Origin of the sequence: Azospirillum argentinense, assembly GCF_000632475.1 — a bacterium.
GTDB classification, from domain to species: domain Bacteria; phylum Pseudomonadota; class Alphaproteobacteria; order Azospirillales; family Azospirillaceae; genus Azospirillum; species Azospirillum baldaniorum.
Map to the genome: position 1 here is coordinate 1,075,915 of NZ_CP007794.1, position 15,795 is coordinate 1,091,709.

A 15,795-nucleotide genomic window follows, 5' to 3' on the forward strand; every position below is an offset into this window, starting at 1 on the left:
CGGAAACGAGGATTTTCGCCGCGCGGGCGGCTGTCGGTCCCGCTCGCGGCCGCCATGCTCGCTGTCGGCCTCGGAAGCCTCGGCGGGGCGCTGCCCCGTCCGGCCGCAGCCGCGAGCGAAGCCGCTTTCGTCAGCGAGCAGGTCTTCGCCGTTGCGTACGGCAAGATCGCCGAAGTGTATCTCCAACAGGTTGATTTCGGCCGCCTCGGGCTGGACGGGCTGAAGGGTCTCGCGACCATCGACCCGACCGCCCGCGCCGAGCGCCAGGGCAACACCGTACGCCTGTACGTTTCCGGAAGCCTGATCGGCGAGTACGCCGCCCCGTCGCTGTCCGACGCCGCCGGCTGGGCCGCCCTGACCACCAAGGCGGTGGAACGCGCCCGCCTTTACTCCCCCACCCTCTATCAGGCGGTGCCGGAGCGGGTCTATCAGGTGGTCCTCGATTCCGTGATGTCGGACCTCGACGGCTACTCCCGCTACACCGGCACCCAGCGTGCCACCAGCGAACGCGCCCAGCGCGAGGGCTACGGCGGGATCGGCCTGTCGCTGGAGACGGCGAACGGGCGCACCCTGATCCGCAACGTGCTGCCGCGCAGCCCGGCCGACCGCGCCGGCATCCGCAGCGGCGACCAGCTTCTGGCCATCGACGGCGACCTGACCGCGCGCCTGAACGAGTCGGACATGCGCGACCGGCTGCGCGGCCCGACCGGGACCATGGTCCTGTTGACCGTGGCGCGCGACAACAACCCGCCCCGCCGCGCCCCTCTCCGGCGGGAGCGCGTGGTTCCCAACACGGTGAACGCCAGCGTGTCCGAGCAGGTCGGCGTGCTGAAGGTGGACCGCTTCAACGCCGCCACCGCCTCCAACCTGCGCGACGCCGTGCTGTCGACGCGGCAGAGCATGGGCAAGGGCCTGCGCGGCTTCGTGCTCGACCTGCGCGGCAACCCCGGCGGCCTGCTCGATCAGGCGGTCGCGGTGGCCGACCTGTTCATCGCCCAAGGCAAGATCATCACGACCGAGGGCCGCCACCCCGACAGCCGCCAGCGCTTCGAGGCCGGCCCCGACGACATCGCCGAAGGCCTGCCGCTGGTCGTTCTGGTCGACGGGCGGTCCGCCTCCTCCGCCGAGGTGGTGGCGGCGGCGCTCCAGGACTCGGGGCGCGCGGTGGTGGTCGGCGCCTCCTCCTACGGCAAGGGCAGCGTCCAGACGGTGACCCGCCTGCCCAACGACGGCGAGCTGTTCCTGACCTGGAGCCGCATCTACACGCCCGCCGGCTACACCCTGCACCGCCAGGGCGTGCAGCCGACGGTCTGCACCAGCCGCGCCGGCCAGGATGATCCCATCGCCCTGCTGTCCGACCTGCGCGACGGCCGGGCGCGCCCGATGACCCAGTTCGCCGGCTGGCGCGCCCGCGCCGCCGACGACGAGGAGGCGCTGGCCCGCCTGCGCGAGGCCTGCCCGTGGAAGGAGCACGAACCGGAACTGGACGTGAAGGTGGCGCTGCGCCTTCTCGCCGAACCGGCGCTCTACCAGCGCGCGGTCGCCCTGTCCTCCACCAACACGGTGGCCGAGCGCTGAGTCGTTTTCCGCCCCGGATTGCGGGCGAAAAAAGGACTCCGACCGGCCCTTCCGGCCACTTTACAAAGGCTTGACATCGCGGCTGTAGCGGGTATCTTCCCCCGCTACGACGCCGCCCCGCCGGGCTGGCGGGTCACGGATTTTTAGTCGGGATTGAGATCATGGCGAAGCAGAACACCGTCCTCATCAAGCTGGTGAGCACGGCCGACACCGGCTTCTTCTACGTGAAGAAGAAGAACCCGAAGAAGACCACCGAGAAGCTGTCGTTCCGCAAGTACGACCCGGTGGCTCGCAAGCACGTCGAGTTCAAGGAAGCCAAGATCAAGTAAGGTTTCCCCGGGACCACCGGAATCAGAAAGGCCGCCTTTCGGCGGCCTTTTGCTTGTCCGGAGGGTCACAGGTTCCGTCAGGAGCCGGCCCGGCGCCCGTCAGGGAGCCAGCAGGGCGTCGGCGCGAGGGTCGGCGATGGTGCGGTTGCGCCCGGCGCGCTTGGCCTCGTAGAGCGCTTCGTCGGCCCGGCGGATCAGCCCTTCGGCGGTGTCGCCCAGCCGGCCGCCGACCGTGACGCCGATGGACACGGTGACCGGGATCTCACCCACGTCGGCGGTCACCTTGAACAGGGTGTCGGCGATGCGGGTGCGCAGACGCTCCGCCACCGTCAGCGCCGCTTCGGCGTCGGTGTCCGGCAGGATCACCACGAACTCCTCGCCGCCGAGCCGCGCCACCAGATCGAAGGTGCGCAGGTTGCGGCTGGCGCGGCTGGACACCTCCTTCAGCACCTCGTCGCCCACGGTGTGGCCGTAGCTGTCGTTGACGACCTTGAAATGGTCGATGTCGAACAGCAGGATCGCCACCGGCTTGTGGTTGTCGATCGCCCGCTCCAGCAGCCGCGGCAGGTGGGCGTTGATGTAGCGGCGGTTGAAGACGCCCGTCAGGCTGTCGGTCAGCGCCATGGACAGGCTCTGCTCGTAGTTCGCGCGCAGCCGCTCCTGGTAGCGCTTGCGCCGGATCTGGGTGCGGGCGCGGGCCAGCAGCTCGTTCCGGTCGATCGGCTTGATGACGTAATCGTTGGCGCCCAGCTCCAGCCCCTTGGCGACGCGGTTGAGGTCGCCCTCATCCACCACCAGCAGGATCGGCACCTGCCGCGTGCGTTCGTGCGAGCGCAGCTGGGAACACAAACGCAGCCCATCCTCGTTCATCAGGGTCAGGCTGATCACCACGAGATCCAGATCGTCGCCCAGCGCGCGCTCCAGAGCCGTGGCGCAGGTGCCGGCGGACATGATGTGGCCATGGTCGCGCTGCAACGTTTCGGCGATCTTGGCCAGATCGAGCAGCGAATCCTCCAGCACCAGGATGCGGGCCCCCTCGAAGGACTCGCTGTGCAGCGTGCCGGTCGGCTCCAGAACCCCGAACTGGCCGGAGGTGGTCTCGCGCAGCCGCCATTCGTCCATCATCATCTTCAGGCGGACGAGCGAGCGCACCCGCGCGAACAGGGCGATGTCGTTGACGGGCTTGGTCAGGAAGTCGTCGGCCCCGGCCTCCAGCCCACGCACGCGGTCGGCGCCATCGGACAGGGCGGTGACCATCACCACCGGAATGTGCATGGTCGCGGGGTCGGAGCGGATCTTCTCGCACACCTCGAACCCGTCCATGCCCGGCATCATGACGTCGAGCAGAACGATGTCCGGAGCCTCACGCCGGATCACCTCCAGCGCCTCGGGGCCATTGCTGGCGGTGATGACGTTGAAATACTCGCGCGTCAGCTTCGCCGCGAGCAGCTTCACGTTCGGAAGGACATCATCGACGACGAGGACGCGAGCGGACATGGAACGTGCGACCGATCCCGTAAAAGGTTAACGAAGGAACTTCTGAACGGCTTGCAGGAACTTCGTCACCGAGATCGGCTTGGCGATGTAGTCCTCGCAGCCGCCCTCCCGGATCTTCTCCTCGTCCCCCTTCATCGCGAAGGCGGTCACCGCGATGATCGGAATGCCCGCCAGTTCCGGATCGTCCTTGATCCAGCGCGTGACCTCCAGGCCCGACACCTCGGGCAGTTGGATGTCCATCAGGATCAGGTCCGGCCGGTGCTCCCGCGCGATGGCCAGGGCATCCATCCCGTTGCGGGTCTGAAGCGTCGCGTAGCCGTGCGCCTCCAACAGATCGTGGAAGAGCTTCATGTTCAGCTCGTTGTCCTCGACGATCAGGACACGCTTCACGGTTCGGTCGTCCATCGGCGCCTTCTTGGGGCTGTTCGGTTCCGCGAGCATTGTGCCACCCGCGCTTCTGCTTGCAGCGACCACACCCGGAAAGACCGGTATATCCCGTTCACTGTCCCGCCGCGACGGTTAAATTGTCGTTAGCGATGTCCTTCGCGGCCCGCGGCCGACCGATAAGTCCTGCGGATTCCACGGCTTCCATCATGCGATGACCCGCTCCGGCGGGAAATGCAGGTCAATCCGCGTGCCCTGCCCCGGGCCGCCGGACAGGGTCAGCCTCCCGCCGTGGGCCTCGACCAGGGACCGCACGATGGGCAGCCCCAACCCGGTCCCGGTGCCGCCGCGAATGCGCTCCCCCGGCACCTGCCGGAAGGGCTCCAGGACGATGGGACGGTGCTCCTCCGGAATGCCGACCCCGGTGTCGATCACGGCGATGCGCAGCCCGGTCCCGGTCCGCTCCTCCGTGCGCGCCACGTCGATGGTGACGCGCCCTCCGGCCGGGGTGAACTTGACGGCGTTGGACAGCAGGTTGAGCAGGATCTGGCGCAGCGACCGCCGGTCCGCGCGCAGGCGCGGCAGCGGACGGGGAAACAGCGCGTCGAAGGTCAGCCCGGCGGACGCCAGCGTCAATTCCTGAAGGGCGTAGACCTCGCCCACCATGACCGCGACGTCCACGTCCTCGTCGTTCAGGTCGAGGTGGCCGGCTTCGATCTTCGACAGGTCCAGAACATCGTTGATGAGTTCGAGAAGATGCGTGCCGGAAGCGCGGATGTTGCCGATGCAGTCGCGCTGCCGGTCGGTCAGCGGACCGGTCCCCGGATGCAGCAGAAAGTCCGAATAGCCGATGATGACATTGAGCGGGGTGCGCAGCTCGTGGCTCATCCCGGTCAGGAAGTCGGACTTGACCCGGTTCAGCTCCGCCTGCCGCGTGGCGTGGGCGGTCCGGCGCTCCCGCTCCAGGACGCGTTCGGCGGAGTCCAGCATCAGGCCGAACGCGTCGGCGGCCATGGCGGTCAGCATCCGGACGGACGGCGGCACTCCCTGGGGCTGGCGGCGGTGGCCGGAAATCACCCCCCACGGCTTGCCGCCCTGGAAAATCGGTACGGTCAGGGCCGCCCCGGCTCCCATGCGCCTCAGGAAGTCCCGGCGGGCCGGAGCCGGGCTGCGCAGATGGGCGTGGGCGAGATCGGGCGGCGGAAGCGCCCTGTCGGCGCGCAGGAGGGGAACCGGCGCCGCCGCATGGTCGAGGACCACGCGCAGGCGCGGGCTGCCGTCCGGACCGCGGTCGAAGGCGCTTGCCGGCAGGGCCTCGCCGGGCCGGAGTTCGGGAAGGGCGTGCGCCCAATCCGGCGCCTCGTCCCCTGCCACCACCTCCCCGTTGCCGAAATCGTCAAAACGGCAGACGATGACGCGGTCCATCCCGGTGAGACGGCGGACGGTTTTGGCGGTGTGCGCCGCCATGGCCTCCAGGCCTGCGACCCCGCGCAGGGCCGCGACGCCCGGCATGAAGCCGGACGGCGGGGTGGTGGCGGGCCAATGCTCCGCCCCGGCGGGCAGCCTTTCCACCTCGATGATCACCCGGCCGTCATGCTCGTGCAGAAAGGCCGGCAGCGGCCGGCTTCCCGGCGGCGTCACGGACGCGTGCAAACCCAGCGCCCGCAGGTCCGGCGGCAGGGCGCGCAGCCCCGTCAACAAACCCGCAAGCTCGGGAAGTTCGAGAACCCCGACGTCACGACCCAGCAGCCGGTCCGGCACCAGGCCGAGGAATTCCGCGGTGTTCGCGCTGCAGGCCAGGATCGTCTTTCCATCGCTGTGCAACGCCACCAGGGCGCCGTGCGGCTGTATCCCATCGGCCGCGCCTTCGGCGGCCCAACCGGTTGATTGGCCAGCCCGGAATGGCGAAGAAGGAGGATTCGGACTATCCGAAAACGTGTTCAGGACGGGCACCTCTGCGACGGAAAGGTGCCGATGCTGCGGCTGGAACGACCGCCCGGTCAAGCGCGGTCTGGGGGGTGCGACAGGCTGCCCGATCCCGCTGTCCGGCGGCGACCTCCGGGCCGGAGTCGAACGGTGTCAGGCGGTGGTCCGCGGGTTCGCCGCGCGATGACCGGACGGGCGTTCGGCCTTGCGTCCCGCGGGGCGCGGGCGGCGCCCGGCCTTGTTGCTGTACATCCGGGAATCGGCGAGGCGGATCACCTCCTCCTCCCGGTCGTCGGCCCCATAGGATTGCACCCCGAAGGAGAAGCGGACCGGCAGGTCGGCGTTGTTCCAACGCACGCAGTGTCGGCCCGCCGCCGCGGCGATCTGCCGGGCACGGACGTCGCCGCAGACCGCGTCGGTTTTGGTCAGCAGAAGCGCGAACTCGTCCCCGCCCAGCCGGGCCACCACATCCTCCTCACGGACCGATCCGACCAGCATCCGCGCGACCTGCCGGAGATAGGCATCGCCGGCCATGTGCCCATGGGTGTCGTTGATCCGCTTGAAGCCGTCCAGATCGATGATGACCAACACCCCGCCGCCCGTTCCATTTCCCTTGGCGCCGTTTCCTTTGGTCCCCTGCCGCCGCGCGGCGGCGATCTCGCGCCGGAAATGGCTGAAGAAGCCGCGGCGGTTCAGCAGGCCGGTCAGCTCGTCCGTCATGGACAGGCTTTCCAGATAGGCGATCCGGTCACGCTGTTCGGCGATGGTCGCGCGGGCCTCGGCAAGCTGGCGCTCCAGGGCCGACGCCTCGACGGTCACGGCGACCACCGGATGGGCGATGCGGGAGCTTCGCAAGGGGGGCATCCGCAACAGCCGGTCGTGGGTCCCGCGGTCGAAAGGCAGTCCGTCGTGATGGTCGGCGGAAATGGCGTCCGGGTCCTGGGTGTTCACGACGGCGCTCATGGGCTTTCTCCACATGATCGGCACTGGCTGCGCCGAATTCAAAGCAATCGCCGTGCCATATGAGGAAATCCAGAAGACTAGGCCTTTCGTCCCGGCAACTTCTGCCGGGCAAGGCCGCCCCCAGGCAGAATTTGCCTGGAGAACAGCCGGTTACGGAAAATTTTATCTATTTTTGATTTATTTTCTCTTTTGAACGGCTTTCGAACAAAACGTCTGTCGGGCTCCCGACAGGCGCGCACGCGGCGCCGTCACACCACGCGGTCCGGCGCCGCCGCCCCGGCAAAGACGGCGTCCAGATTGTCGAGCGCCCTGAAGCCCATGGCGTTGCGGGTTTCCACCGTGGCGCTCCCCAGATGCGGCAGCAGGAAGGCGTTCTCCAGCCCCCGGTAGCCGGCGTGCAGGTTCGGCTCGTTCTCGAACACGTCCAGCCCCGCGGCGGCCAGCCGTCCGGAGGCCAGGGCGGCGATCAGGGCCTCGTCGTCGACGACGGAGCCGCGGGCGGAGTTGACCACGATGGCGCCCGGCGGCAGACGCTCGATCCGCTCCGCGTTCAGCCAGTGGGTGGTTTCCGGAGTCGCCGGGAAATGCAGGGACAGCACGTCGCAGACCGCCAGCATCGCCTCGGGATCGGCGTGATAGACGGCCCCTGCCTCCTGCTCGGCGGGCAGGCGCCGCCGGTTGGAGTAGTGGATGGTCATGCCGAAGGCCCGCGCCCGCTGGGCCACCGCCTGCCCGATTCGGCCCATGCCGATGATGCCCAACCGCTTTCCGCCCAGATGGGTGCCGAGAAGCTGGGTCGGCGTCCAGCCGCTCCACGCTCCGGCGCGGATCATCCGCTCACCCTCCGAGGCGCGCCGCGCCGCGCCGAGCATCAGCAGCAGGGCAATGTCGGCGGTCGCGTCGGTCAGCACGTCCGGGGTGTTGGTGACGATCAGGCCGCGGGCCTTGGCCGCGTTCAGGTCGATGTGGTCGGTGCCGACGGAGAAGGTGGCGACGATCCTCACCCCCTCGGGCAGCGCCGCGATGGCCGTGGCGTCCAGCCGGTCCCCGGCGGTGCAGAGGATGCCCTCGGCACCGGTCTGCGCCGCCAGGGCGGCGATGTCGGCGCCGGACAGCGCGCGGTCCTGCGGGTTCAGCCGGGCGTCGAAATCGCGCGCCGCACGGGCCTCCACCGCCTCGGGCAGGCGCCGGGTCACCAGGAGGACGGGGCGTGATGCGGGGGTGTCGCTGCGCATGTTTCTGTCCTCAGCCTTCCGTTTATTCGGGGGGTCGGGCCTTCCGCTCCGACGCCGAAACACCCATAATCCATCCGACGCTGCCAATCACCTGTGGATGTCGCTTTGCAGAACCGCCGCTCCGCCGCCCGCCTCGCCCTTTGCGCGACCTTCGGCGCGTTCCTGGTGTCCCTGACCACTCTTCCCGCAGCCGGCCCGGTCCAGGCGGCACCCGCCAACGCGGCGGGCGCGGCGGTGGGGGCGGCCGCCGGCGCCGCGGCGAACATCCTGCCCCACCGCGCCGTCTACAAGATGTCGCTGCTGTCCGCCCGCAACAGCTCCAAGGTCAGCGACGTGCGGGGTCGCATGCTCTTCGAATGGGCCGACGCCTGCGACGGCTGGACGACGGAGCAGCGCTTTCAGCTCCGCTTCGTCTACGCCGAGGGCGACGAGATGGCGATGACCACCAACTACACGACGTGGGAGGCCAAGGACGGGCAGCGCTACCGCTTCAACGTCCGCAAGCTGATCAACGGCGAGGAGGATGAGGAGGTGCGCGGCGACGCCCGGCTGGCCAAGGACGGCACCGGCACCGCCGCCTTCTCCAAGCCGGAGCCCCAGGACATGGAACTGCCCCCCAACACCATGTTCCCCACCGCCCACACCCTGGCGGTGCTCGACCACGCCGGGGCCGGCGAGACCTTCTTCAACCGGGTCGTCTTCGACGGCGCCGATTCCGAAGGGGCGACCGAGGTTTCCACGGTCATTGGCGCAGCCATCCAGGCCAAGGAGGACGGCGCCGACCCGCTGCTCAAGGGCAAGAAGGCGTGGCCGGTGCGCATGGCCTTCTTCCCGCTGAAGAGCGATTCCGCCCAGCCCGAGTACGAGATGAGCCTGCGCCTGCTGCAGAACGGCGTGGCCGAATCCATGCAGATCGACTACGGCGATTTCACCGTGAACGCCATCCTGGAAAAGGTGGAGGCTCTGCCGAAGTCGGGTTGCTGACCGCCGGGCGCAAAGGTCACAGCCTTTGGCGCAAATCGTTACAATTCAATTTGCCATATTATGACGAAACTGGCCTAAGCTGTGCATGGTGTATCCACGCCTCCATGGAGTCATGGTGTGCACCGACAGCAGGATGAGGGTTTCCCTATGGCCAAGAAGCAGGTTTTGGTGGGACAGGTGTTCCAGACTGTTGGCGCGACCAACGGGCGGTCCTGGCGCGTGCGGGAGACCGTGACCCTGTTCGGCATCCCGCATGCCCGCGTGGTCAGCACGGAGGACGAGGGCGACGCCAAGACGCTGAGCTGCTTCGTCCTGGTCGACTCCAACTATTACCGCATGATCGGATCGGCCCCAGCCGGCAACGTCGCGGCCTGAAGCCTTCCGTTTTCGCCTTTCCGTTCCCAACAAGAAAGCCCGCCGTCCGCGCGGGGCGGTCGTTCGTTGTCGCCGTCGCCGTCCCGAACGAACCGCCCCGCCGTCGGCGGACGGGGCTTTCTTGTTGGCCGCCCTGCCCTCCCCGCCGAAGCGGGAAGGGAAAGGAAAACTCAAGCCGTCAGGTGGCGGCCTTCGGCGCCTCGGCGGCGACCTTCGGCTTCGGCAGGTCCAGCTTCAGGTGCAATTCGCGCAGGCGCGCCTGATCCACCGGGGCCGGGGCCTGCATCAGCAGGTCTTCCGCGCGCTGGTTCAGCGGGAAGGCGATGACCTCGCGGATGTTCGGCTCGTCGGCCAGCAGCATCACGATGCGGTCGATACCCGGGGCCGAGCCGCCGTGCGGCGGTGCGCCCAGCTTGAAGGCGCTGAGCATGCCGCCGAAGCGGGCTTCCAGCTCCTCCGGCGGGTAGCCGGCGATCTCGAACGCCTTGTACATCAGCTCCGGCAGATGGTTCCGGATGGCGCCCGACGACAGCTCCACGCCGTTGCAGACGATGTCGTACTGGTACGCCTTGATGTCCAGCGGGTTCATCGTGTTCAGCGCCTCCAGGCCGCCCTGCGGCATGGAGAAGGGGTTGTGGCTGAAGATGACCTTGTTGGTCTCCTCGTCCAGCTCGTACATCGGGAAGTCGACGATCCAGCAGAAGCGGAAGGCGTTCTTCTCGATCAGGTCCAGCTCCTCGCCGATCTTCGTGCGGGCGAAGCCGGCCAGCTTGGCCGCCGGGCCGGGCTGGTCGCAGACGAAGAAGACCGCATCGCCGTCCTCCACGCCCGCCGCCGTGCGCAGTTCCGCCTGGGCGGCCTCCGGCACGAACTTGGCGATCGGGCCCTTGCCGCCCGCCGCCTCGAAGATGATGTAGCCAAGGCCCGGAGCGCCGAGGCCGCGCGCCCAGTCGTTCAGCTTGTCGAAGAAGCTGCGCGGCTTGTCGGACACCTTCGGGGCGCGGATGGCGCGGACCACGCCGCCCTTCTCCAGCGTCTGCTTGAAGGCGCGGAACTCCACGTCGTCGCGCTTGAAGACGGCGGTGACGTCGGTGATTTCCAGCGGGTTGCGCAGGTCCGGCTTGTCGTTGCCGTACTTCAGCATCGACTCTGCGAAGGAGATGCGGCGGAAGGGCGGCTTGTCGATGGCCGGCGGCGTCTCGCGGCGGAAGCCGCCGAACTCGTCGAAGATGCCGTGCAGCACCGGCTCGATGGCGGCGAACACGTCCTCCTGGGTGACGAAGGACATCTCGAAGTCGAGCTGGTAGAACTCGCCCGGGCTGCGGTCGGCGCGAGCGTCCTCATCGCGGAAGCAGGGGGCGATCTGGAAGTAGCGGTCGAACCCGGCGACCATCAGCAGCTGCTTGAACTGCTGCGGCGCCTGGGGCAGCGCGTAGAACTTGCCCGGATGGTTGCGGCTCGGCACCAGATAATCGCGGGCGCCCTCCGGCGAGGAGGCGGTCAGGATCGGCGTCTGGAACTCGGTGAAGCCCTGGTCGATCATGCGGCGGCGCGCCGACGCGATGACGCGCGAGCGCAGCAGGATGTTCTCGTGGATGCGCTCGCGGCGCAGGTCGAGGAAGCGATAGCGCAGGCGCACGTCCTCGCCGGCGTCGGTGTCCTGGTTGACCTGCAGCGGGATCTGCTCCGCCTCGCCCTGCACCGTCAGCTCGGCGATCTGCACCTCGATGCGGCCGGTCGGCAGGCGGTCGTTGATGGTCTCCGCCGTGCGCTTGACCACCTTGCCGGTCACGGTGATGACCGATTCCAGCTTCAGCCGCTCCGCCGCCTGGAAGGCCGGGTTGGAGGTGTCGACCACGCACTGCGTCAGGCCGTAATGGTCGCGCAGGTCGATGAACAGGAGCTGTCCATGGTCGCGCTTGCGGTTGATCCAGCCCGACAGGCGGACAATCTGACCGGCGTTCTCTTCGCGAAGCTGGCCGCAGGTGTGCGTGCGGTAGGGGTGCATGGGTCGAAACACCTTGGAAAAGGTCGGAATCCTGCGCGGAAAGGCGGCCCGACACACCACACCGACAGCGCGGGAATGTCAAGTCGCCATCCGCGTCCGCTGCACGCTGGGAGAGTTGCCGAAGGGCGAGCTTTCGCGCGGTCGCGCGCTCGTGTATGAAGCCCGCATGACACTCATCACGACCACCGAAGACCTTGACGCCTTCTGCCGCTCGCTGGCCGGGGTGGACTACATCACCGTCGACACCGAATTCCTGCGCGAGAAGACCTATTGGCCGCAGCTCTGCCTCGTGCAGGTCGGCGGGCCGAACGGCGCGGTCGCCATCGACCCGCTGGCCGAAGGCATCGACCTTGCGCCGCTGTTCCGCGTGATGGTGGACCCGGCCATCCTCAAGGTGTTCCACGCCGCCCGGCAGGACGTGGAGATCTTCTGGCACCTGTCCGGCCAGATCCCCCACCCACTGTTCGACACGCAGGTCGCCGCCATGGTCTGCGGCTTCGGCGAGAGCGTGGGGTACGAGACGCTGGTCACCAAGCTGGCCGGGGCGCGCATCGACAAGTCCAGTCGCTTCACCGACTGGTCGCACCGCCCGCTGACCGAGCGGCAGCTGACCTACGCCCTGTCCGACGTGATCCACCTGCGCCCGGCCTACGAGAAGCTGAAGCGCCGCCTCGTCCGCTCCGGCCGCGCCCACTGGCTGGAGGAGGAGATGGCCGTCCTGACCGACCCGGCCACCTATCAGACGGACCCGGACAGCTCCTGGCTGCGGCTGAAGGTGCGCACCAACAAGCCGCGCTTCATGGCCGTGCTGAAGGAACTGGCGGCGTGGCGGGAGCGCGAGGCGCAGCGCCGCGACCTGCCCCGCTCCCGCGTGCTGCGGGACGAGGCGCTGCTGGAGATCGCCGCCCACGCCCCGACCAGCGTGGACGACCTCGCCCGCACCCGCGGCATGGGCCGCGGCTTCGCGGAAGGGCGCCAGGGCGCCGAGGTGCTGGCCTGCGTCCAGAAGGGGCTGGACCTGCCGGACTCCGAACTGCCGCGCATCGAGCCGCGCGAGGAGCCGCCGCCCGGACTGCAACCGATCGTTGAGTTGCTGCGCGTGCTTCTGAAGATGAAGTGCGAAGAGAACAACGTGGCGTCCAAGCTGATCGCCTCCGCCGCCGATCTGGAGGCCATCGCCGCGGACGATGCGGCCGAGGTGCCCGCGATGCAGGGCTGGCGCCGGGAGTTGTTCGGCGAAGACGCGCTGGCGCTGAAGCATGGCCGCATCGGGCTGGCGGTGCTCGACCGTCGCGTCCGCATCGTTCCAGCCGGCAATGGAGAGGGGTCGTAAGCGGCCCCATCCAGAATCATTCCAGAATGGCGCAAGAGTCGGCTTGGCCCGTTACAGGTTCAGTCAGCGTCGCGACGTTTAGCCAAAATTATGAAACAATTCATCGCAATTAACAGCGCTTTAAGGCATTGTTAAAAAAGGTCAGGGCTAATAAGTCACGGGCTCCGTATCCATGCCGTGTATCGGCCCGGTGTGGCTCGCGGATGGAATTCTCGCCTATAAGGTGCGCACACGCCCTATGCGCACACCCGGGGGATTTCGCGTATGAGCAGGTTCGGCGGCAAACCACCCATGGGACGCGACCGCGTCCGCCTCTCCACGACGGAGAAGCAGGCTGCCGTCGCCGCCGCGAAGGACCAGAAGCCCGAATTTGACAACGACAAACTGCTGAATCTGCTCCGCTCCGCGAAGTCCGAACTGCAGGGCATGCGGCTGATTCACATGCACCTGTCGCTGCTGCGGGACAAGGACCCGTCCAGCCAGATGATCGTCCGCACGATCATCCAGGAACTGGCGAGCAAGGCCTCCTACCTCCAGTCCTTCAACATCTCCAACGGCGACGTCATCATCCTCTACAAGGGGCTGAAGCTGACCGGCGTCACCGACGTCTGCCAGAAGGTGGAGCAGATCTTTCTGGCCAAGACGACCCTGACCGGCGCCAACCCCTACAAGGAATTCTCGCTCTACTCGATCATGGAACTGGCGTTGAACTTCATCAACGTCATCCGCTTCATCGAGGAATTGCAGGCCAACGAGACCGGCGATCATTCCAACGAGACGAAGCCGCCGATCACGCTGGAGGAGATGGCGAAGCTCGAACGCTCCATGCAGATGTTCGACCTGTCGCCCTTCCTGTTCAACCAGGCCATCGCCAACATCGGCCGCAACGCCGAAGAGGACATGGCCTATTTCGAACTCTACATCTCGATCAAGCTGCTTCAGGAACGGCTCTGCCCGGACTACGACATCACGGCCAACAAGTGGTTGTTCAACTATTTCACGGCCAACCTCGACCAGTCGGTGCTGCGCGCGCTGAACCACGGGCTCAGCTTCATGCGGGGCCGGCGCATCGGCATCAACATCAATCTGTCCACGGTCATTTCCACCGGCTTCGTGAAGTTCGACGAACGGCTTCCCCTCGATTTCCGCGGGCAGGTGGTGCTGGAAATCTCCAAGGGCGACCTGATCGAGAACCTGTCGCTGTTCAACGAGGTCGTGGAATTCGCCCAGGACCGCCGCTACCAGATTGCGGTGGACGGGCTGAACCCCTTCTGGGTGACGAACTTCGATCTGGAGTATCTGAACGCCGACTACGCGAAGATTTTCTGGTCCAACGACATGCTGGAGATGGACCCGACCTTCGAGAAGTACTTCATGGAGCGCATCCAGGAGCAGGACCGCTGCAAGTTCATCCTGGCGCGCTGCGACAGCGTGTCGAGCCTCGTCTACGCCCACAAGGTCGGCATCACGATGGTGCAGGGCCGCGCCGTGGACAACATCCTGCGCAAGGGCGTGAGCGTCCGCGAAGCCATCGCCCACGCCAAGGTGGCGTGAGGGTTCTTCCAGTTTGATCCCCTCTCCCGCCCCGGGAGAGGGGTAAAAAACCTCTACTCCGCCGCTTGCGGCCTAGCCGGCGGCACAATCTCGCCCTTGCGGTTCAGCGCCTTCGCCAGCGCGTCCAGGCGCCGCTGCACCGTCTCGCCGGCCGGCACGCTGAAATCGTCCGGCAGGGTCAGCACCAGCCGCTCCCCCGACACCTTCAGCGCCGTGCGCTGCAGCAGCGCGGTGGCCCCGCCGGTCAGCGTGTGGGCCAGCCGCAGCGCCAGCCCCAGAACCAGCGCCTTGCGCGCCTGGGCGTCGCTGAGCAGCGACCGCGGCCCCGCGGTGACCGCGTTGGGCGTGCCCGGACCGTCGATGGAACCGGCGTAGCGGGCGTAGACGGCCAGCGCCAGGAAGGCCCGCTCGTCATGGTCGATGCCGGGGAAGGGATAACGCAGGATGCGCAGGCAGGCGTGCTCCGCCCGGTAATCGGGATGCTCGGCCCAGCCCACGTCGCTCAACAGGCAGGCGGCTTGCCGCAGCCGCAGGGCCGCGTCGTCCTCCCCGGCGAAGAGGTTGCCGGTCCAGGACACCAGAAGGGCCGGGTCGCCGATGCGGACGAAGCGCTGCGCCCAATCCTCCACCGCGGCGATCAGCGGGTCCTGCCGCTGCGCCTCGGGATCGAGCAGCGCGTACAGATGCCCTTCCCGCAACCCGAAGGCCGAGAACACCACGCTGGACGGCTGGACCATCCGCAACAGCCGTTCGAACACCAGCGCCGCGTAGGGCAGCGTGTCGATGCGGCGGCGGGAGCCGGACATCTTCTCCAGCGAGGAGCGGCTCTGCTTGGCGATCAACGCGGCGAAGTCCCGCGCCTCGGCGAAGGGCACCGTGTAGTGATGGATGATGTGCAGCGGGTGCTTCACATGCTCCATGTGCAGCTTGGCCAGGGCCCGCCAGCCGCCGCCCACCGGGTAGAAGGGCTTCCCGCGCATCTGGGCCAGCCAGTCCAGCTTCTCCAGATGCTGGTCGATGGCGCGGACCAGCCCGTTCGGCTTGGCGGGGTTCAGTTCCATCAGGCGCAACGGCCCCAGCGGCATCGTCAGATGCTCGCCGATCACGCCGCGTTCCAGCCGCACCAGTTCCAGGCTGCCGCCGCCGAGGTCGCCGACCAGTCCATCGGCGGCGGGGGTGCCGGACAGCACGCCCATGGCGGACAGCCGCGCCTCCTCCTCGCCGCTGATGACGCTGACGTCGAGGCCGGTGCGGTCCTTCACCCGCTGGATGAAGGCCGGGCCGTCCGTGGCGTCGCGCACCGCCGCCGTGGCGATGACGTCCAGCCGCCCGACGCGCATGCCCGCGACGAGCAGGGCGAAGCGTTCCAGGGCCTCCAGGCCCTGGATCACGCCGTCCGGGTTCAGGCAGCCGGCCTTCTCCACCCCGCGGCCGAGCCCGCACAGGACCTTTTCGTTGAAGACCGGCAGGGGCGACCGCTTCAGAGCGTCATAGACGACGAGCCGGATCGAGTTGGACCCGATGTCGATGACCGCGATCCGCTCGCCCCTGTCGGCGACCTTCTCGATGGCCTTCTCGACGGCCTTGGTGGCAACCGTGTGTTCCTGCGCCGGCGTCATAAGCAACCGA

General features: G+C 67.8%; 14 protein-coding genes. 7 read left to right on the forward strand and 7 right to left on the reverse strand.

Annotation, left to right across the window (positions count from 1 at the left end; translation table 11 throughout):
- The first annotated feature begins 54 nt into the window (after positions 1 to 54).
- Complete coding sequence (locus ABAZ39_RS19070; RefSeq protein WP_040135573.1) at positions 55 to 1,578, forward strand: S41 family peptidase; 1,524 nt, start codon at positions 55 to 57, stop codon at positions 1,576 to 1,578.
- 161 nt (positions 1,579 to 1,739) lie between these two features.
- Complete coding sequence (rpmG, locus tag ABAZ39_RS19075; protein WP_012974790.1) at positions 1,740 to 1,907, forward strand: 50S ribosomal protein L33; 168 nt, start codon at positions 1,740 to 1,742, stop codon at positions 1,905 to 1,907.
- A 99-nt stretch (positions 1,908 to 2,006) separates the two neighbouring features.
- On the opposite strand, the gene ABAZ39_RS19080 is transcribed toward rpmG, so the two are convergent.
- The 4 genes from ABAZ39_RS19080 to ABAZ39_RS19095 all read right to left on the reverse strand — a co-directional run bounded on the left by ABAZ39_RS19080 (position 2,007) and on the right by ABAZ39_RS19095 (position 6,677).
- Positions 2,007 to 3,404: a PleD family two-component system response regulator gene (locus tag ABAZ39_RS19080; protein WP_040134391.1), complete on the reverse strand. Its 1,398-nt coding sequence runs from the start codon at positions 3,402 to 3,404 to the stop codon at positions 2,007 to 2,009.
- Between the two features lie 27 nt (positions 3,405 to 3,431).
- The gene (locus ABAZ39_RS19085) at positions 3,432 to 3,845 is read right to left on the reverse strand and encodes a response regulator (RefSeq protein WP_081863163.1); all 414 of its coding nucleotides are present in this window, start codon (positions 3,843 to 3,845) and stop codon (positions 3,432 to 3,434) included.
- 150 nt (positions 3,846 to 3,995) lie between these two features.
- Positions 3,996 to 5,741 (reverse strand): sensor histidine kinase, encoded by a 1,746-nt coding sequence (locus ABAZ39_RS33175; RefSeq protein WP_282189938.1) that lies wholly within the window; start codon positions 5,739 to 5,741, stop codon positions 3,996 to 3,998.
- 126 nt (positions 5,742 to 5,867) lie between these two features.
- Positions 5,868 to 6,677: a GGDEF domain-containing protein gene (locus ABAZ39_RS19095; protein ID WP_063922679.1), complete on the reverse strand. Its 810-nt coding sequence runs from the start codon at positions 6,675 to 6,677 to the stop codon at positions 5,868 to 5,870.
- Between ABAZ39_RS19095 and ABAZ39_RS36660 the strand changes: the two genes are divergently transcribed.
- Positions 6,676 to 6,870 carry a hypothetical protein gene (locus tag ABAZ39_RS36660; RefSeq protein WP_198129069.1) on the forward strand — a complete coding sequence of 65 codons (195 nt, stop codon included), beginning with the start codon at positions 6,676 to 6,678 and terminating at the stop codon, positions 6,868 to 6,870. The genes ABAZ39_RS19095 and ABAZ39_RS36660 overlap by 2 nt on opposite strands.
- A 55-nt stretch (positions 6,871 to 6,925) precedes the next feature.
- Here ABAZ39_RS36660 and ABAZ39_RS19100 read toward each other — a convergent pair whose 3' ends face one another.
- Positions 6,926 to 7,912 carry a 2-hydroxyacid dehydrogenase gene (locus ABAZ39_RS19100; protein WP_040134392.1) on the reverse strand — a complete coding sequence of 329 codons (987 nt, stop codon included), beginning with the start codon at positions 7,910 to 7,912 and terminating at the stop codon, positions 6,926 to 6,928.
- 105 nt (positions 7,913 to 8,017) lie between these two features.
- Here ABAZ39_RS19100 and ABAZ39_RS19105 point away from each other — a divergent pair, with 105 nt between their 5' ends.
- Together ABAZ39_RS19105 and ABAZ39_RS19110 are read left to right on the forward strand one after the other, a co-directional pair.
- Positions 8,018 to 8,896, forward strand: a complete 879-nt coding sequence (locus ABAZ39_RS19105; RefSeq protein ID WP_207197812.1) for a cell envelope integrity EipB family protein — start codon at positions 8,018 to 8,020, stop codon at positions 8,894 to 8,896.
- Positions 8,897 to 9,043: 147 nt separating this feature from the next.
- Positions 9,044 to 9,271, forward strand: a complete 228-nt coding sequence (locus tag ABAZ39_RS19110) for a hypothetical protein (RefSeq protein WP_040134394.1) — start codon at positions 9,044 to 9,046, stop codon at positions 9,269 to 9,271.
- Between the two features lie 178 nt (positions 9,272 to 9,449).
- Here the strand turns inward: ABAZ39_RS19110 and aspS are convergent, their stop codons facing one another.
- The gene (aspS, locus tag ABAZ39_RS19115; RefSeq protein WP_040134395.1) at positions 9,450 to 11,279 is read right to left on the reverse strand and encodes an aspartate--tRNA ligase; all 1,830 of its coding nucleotides are present in this window, start codon (positions 11,277 to 11,279) and stop codon (positions 9,450 to 9,452) included.
- A gap of 166 nt (positions 11,280 to 11,445) precedes the next feature.
- On the opposite strand from aspS, the gene rnd reads away from it, so the two are divergent.
- Both rnd and ABAZ39_RS19125 read left to right on the forward strand, forming a co-directional pair.
- The gene (gene rnd / locus ABAZ39_RS19120; protein WP_040135583.1) at positions 11,446 to 12,612 is read left to right on the forward strand and encodes a ribonuclease D; all 1,167 of its coding nucleotides are present in this window, start codon (positions 11,446 to 11,448) and stop codon (positions 12,610 to 12,612) included.
- 264 nt (positions 12,613 to 12,876) lie between these two features.
- Positions 12,877 to 14,166: a hypothetical protein gene (locus ABAZ39_RS19125; protein ID WP_040134396.1), complete on the forward strand. Its 1,290-nt coding sequence runs from the start codon at positions 12,877 to 12,879 to the stop codon at positions 14,164 to 14,166.
- Positions 14,167 to 14,219: 53 nt separating this feature from the next.
- Here the strand turns inward: ABAZ39_RS19125 and ABAZ39_RS19130 are convergent, their stop codons facing one another.
- Positions 14,220 to 15,785, reverse strand: a complete 1,566-nt coding sequence (locus tag ABAZ39_RS19130) for a Ppx/GppA family phosphatase (RefSeq protein ID WP_081863165.1) — start codon at positions 15,783 to 15,785, stop codon at positions 14,220 to 14,222.
- Positions 15,786 to 15,795: the final 10 nt, after the last annotated feature.

What these genes read in the sequence shown, in the direction of transcription:
- rpmG (WP_012974790.1), top strand. Translation starts at nt 1,740, where the DNA reads ATGGCGAAGCAGAACACCGTCCTCATCAAGCTGGTGAGCACGGCCGAC.
- ABAZ39_RS19080 (WP_040134391.1), bottom strand. Translation starts at nt 3,404, where the DNA reads ATGTCCGCTCGCGTCCTCGTCGTCGATGATGTCCTTCCGAACGTGAAG.
- ABAZ39_RS19125 (WP_040134396.1), top strand. Translation starts at nt 12,877, where the DNA reads ATGAGCAGGTTCGGCGGCAAACCACCCATGGGACGCGACCGCGTCCGC.
- ABAZ39_RS19100 (WP_040134392.1), bottom strand. Translation starts at nt 7,912, where the DNA reads ATGCGCAGCGACACCCCCGCATCACGCCCCGTCCTCCTGGTGACCCGG.
- ABAZ39_RS19085 (WP_081863163.1), bottom strand. Translation starts at nt 3,845, where the DNA reads ATGCTCGCGGAACCGAACAGCCCCAAGAAGGCGCCGATGGACGACCGA.
- ABAZ39_RS19070 (WP_040135573.1), top strand. Translation starts at nt 55, where the DNA reads ATGCTCGCTGTCGGCCTCGGAAGCCTCGGCGGGGCGCTGCCCCGTCCG.
- aspS (WP_040134395.1), bottom strand. Translation starts at nt 11,279, where the DNA reads ATGCACCCCTACCGCACGCACACCTGCGGCCAGCTTCGCGAAGAGAAC.
- ABAZ39_RS36660 (WP_198129069.1), top strand. Translation starts at nt 6,676, where the DNA reads ATGGGCTTTCTCCACATGATCGGCACTGGCTGCGCCGAATTCAAAGCA.
- ABAZ39_RS19095 (WP_063922679.1), bottom strand. Translation starts at nt 6,677, where the DNA reads ATGAGCGCCGTCGTGAACACCCAGGACCCGGACGCCATTTCCGCCGAC.
- rnd (WP_040135583.1), top strand. Translation starts at nt 11,446, where the DNA reads ATGACACTCATCACGACCACCGAAGACCTTGACGCCTTCTGCCGCTCG.
- ABAZ39_RS19110 (WP_040134394.1), top strand. Translation starts at nt 9,044, where the DNA reads ATGGCCAAGAAGCAGGTTTTGGTGGGACAGGTGTTCCAGACTGTTGGC.
- ABAZ39_RS19130 (WP_081863165.1), bottom strand. Translation starts at nt 15,785, where the DNA reads ATGACGCCGGCGCAGGAACACACGGTTGCCACCAAGGCCGTCGAGAAG.